4 protein-coding genes are annotated in these 1,301 nt (G+C 51.0%); all 4 read left to right on the forward strand.

The annotated features are described in order from the left end of the window. Positions 1 to 31: 31 nt before the first annotated feature. On the forward strand, positions 32 to 454 hold the full coding sequence (locus tag GTGU_RS23255) for a hypothetical protein (RefSeq protein ID WP_038163472.1): 423 nt from the start codon (positions 32 to 34) through the stop codon (positions 452 to 454). A gap of 2 nt (positions 455 to 456) precedes the next feature. After that, positions 457 to 708: a hypothetical protein gene (locus GTGU_RS23260; RefSeq protein WP_038163172.1), complete on the forward strand. Its 252-nt coding sequence runs from the start codon at positions 457 to 459 to the stop codon at positions 706 to 708. Between the two features lie 10 nt (positions 709 to 718). Then, positions 719 to 1,054, forward strand: a complete 336-nt coding sequence (locus GTGU_RS23265; RefSeq protein ID WP_425427536.1) for a host nuclease inhibitor protein — start codon at positions 719 to 721, stop codon at positions 1,052 to 1,054. 13 nt (positions 1,055 to 1,067) lie between these two features. Continuing rightward, a partial coding sequence (locus GTGU_RS23270; protein ID WP_038163465.1) for a host-nuclease inhibitor Gam family protein occupies positions 1,068 to 1,301 on the forward strand: 234 nt, incomplete at its 3' end.

The raw sequence follows: 1,301 nt of genomic DNA on the forward strand, positions 1-1,301 counted from the left end.
TTGGAGGTTGCGGGGTCATCTGGAGGTAAATATGAAACTGTTACGTGAAATTAAAGCATTGCGTCGCATGCGCATGAATAACGGCAGCGCCGGTGATATCTGCCGGTTCATTAATGTGTGCAGTGGCGAAATGTATCTTGACGTGTATGAGCTGGTTGTCAGCTGCGCCGGAAAACAGGCGATCAAACGCCAGTTTATCTGGGAATACAACCCGAATGTGGTTGACGTGTGGGAGGTCATGAAATACCGGGTTTCTCTTTCAGATCGTGCGTCATTCCGTTTTGCCTACGGGTTCCTTCGTGGCCTGGTCTCCCGGCTGCTGCGGGACAGTAAGCGGTACGGCGTTGAAGAAGCCTGTCGCCGGTGGGTGGGTCTGGACGTCAGGTTTTTACTGAACGTGTCTGAGCGCACCGGCTGGCAGAATTTTTGCCGTCGTCAACTGGTCTGGAGATAACAATGGCTAAGCAGACAATCACTATCATCCTTGAGGATGATACCGAAATGAAGGACGGCGAGATTGTTAAAACGCCGGAGAACTCCGGAAAGCTCGGGATCAGTTTTCACGTGAGCAGCAAAGACGATGACGGCTCATTTTCCTTTCTGGTTGCGGAAGGTCTGACCGCTATCTTTCCGACCGCTGTCCAGCACGTTATTGAATTTGCGAAAGTAAAGGCTGAACGGGATAACCGTAAAATCGTTAAACACTGAGGTCATCACTATGAGCATCAAACCAGGAACAATGTATTACGACAAAATACAACAGCGTCTTATCTATGTCCCACTTAAAGGTGAAAAACATACGGGGAAAATTACCGCTTACGCATGGGCTTCCGGACTGATTGAGTTCGGCAAGGTTGTGCCCGACGGTGCAGTGCCGGTTATCACTGGCGATGAATCACGTGTCAGAGAGCTGATTGGTGTGTGGGCCCGTCATTCCCGCGTCAGCGATCAACTGCTGGTTCCCGGCGTACCTGAAGCGCCAGACCAGCATGAAGGGATGGATGCGCTGATTAAATTCACGAATCACATTACCCGCGAATATGTTGAACACTAAAACTGAGGCTTATATGAAAGCACCTAAAAAACCACGAACCAAAGCTGCCGCGGCAGTGGCCGTTCCCCAGTCCCGCGAAGACGTTATTAACGATATCCGCAAGATTGGTGATATCTCCCGCGTTATTCTGCGCCGCGAAACGGAGCTGAATGACCAGATTGCCACACTGACGAACGATGTCGCACCCGGTATTGAGGCGCTGAAAAAAGAGCTTGAGCGCCTGCAAACCGGCGTTCAGACGTGGTGC

The sequence above is a fragment of the Trabulsiella guamensis ATCC 49490 genome (genome assembly GCF_000734965.1).
GTDB lineage: Bacteria > Pseudomonadota > Gammaproteobacteria > Enterobacterales > Enterobacteriaceae > Trabulsiella > Trabulsiella guamensis.

What these genes read in the sequence shown, in the direction of transcription:
- GTGU_RS23265 (WP_425427536.1), top strand. Translation starts at nt 719, where the DNA reads ATGAGCATCAAACCAGGAACAATGTATTACGACAAAATACAACAGCGT.
- GTGU_RS23260 (WP_038163172.1), top strand. Translation starts at nt 457, where the DNA reads ATGGCTAAGCAGACAATCACTATCATCCTTGAGGATGATACCGAAATG.
- GTGU_RS23255 (WP_038163472.1), top strand. Translation starts at nt 32, where the DNA reads ATGAAACTGTTACGTGAAATTAAAGCATTGCGTCGCATGCGCATGAAT.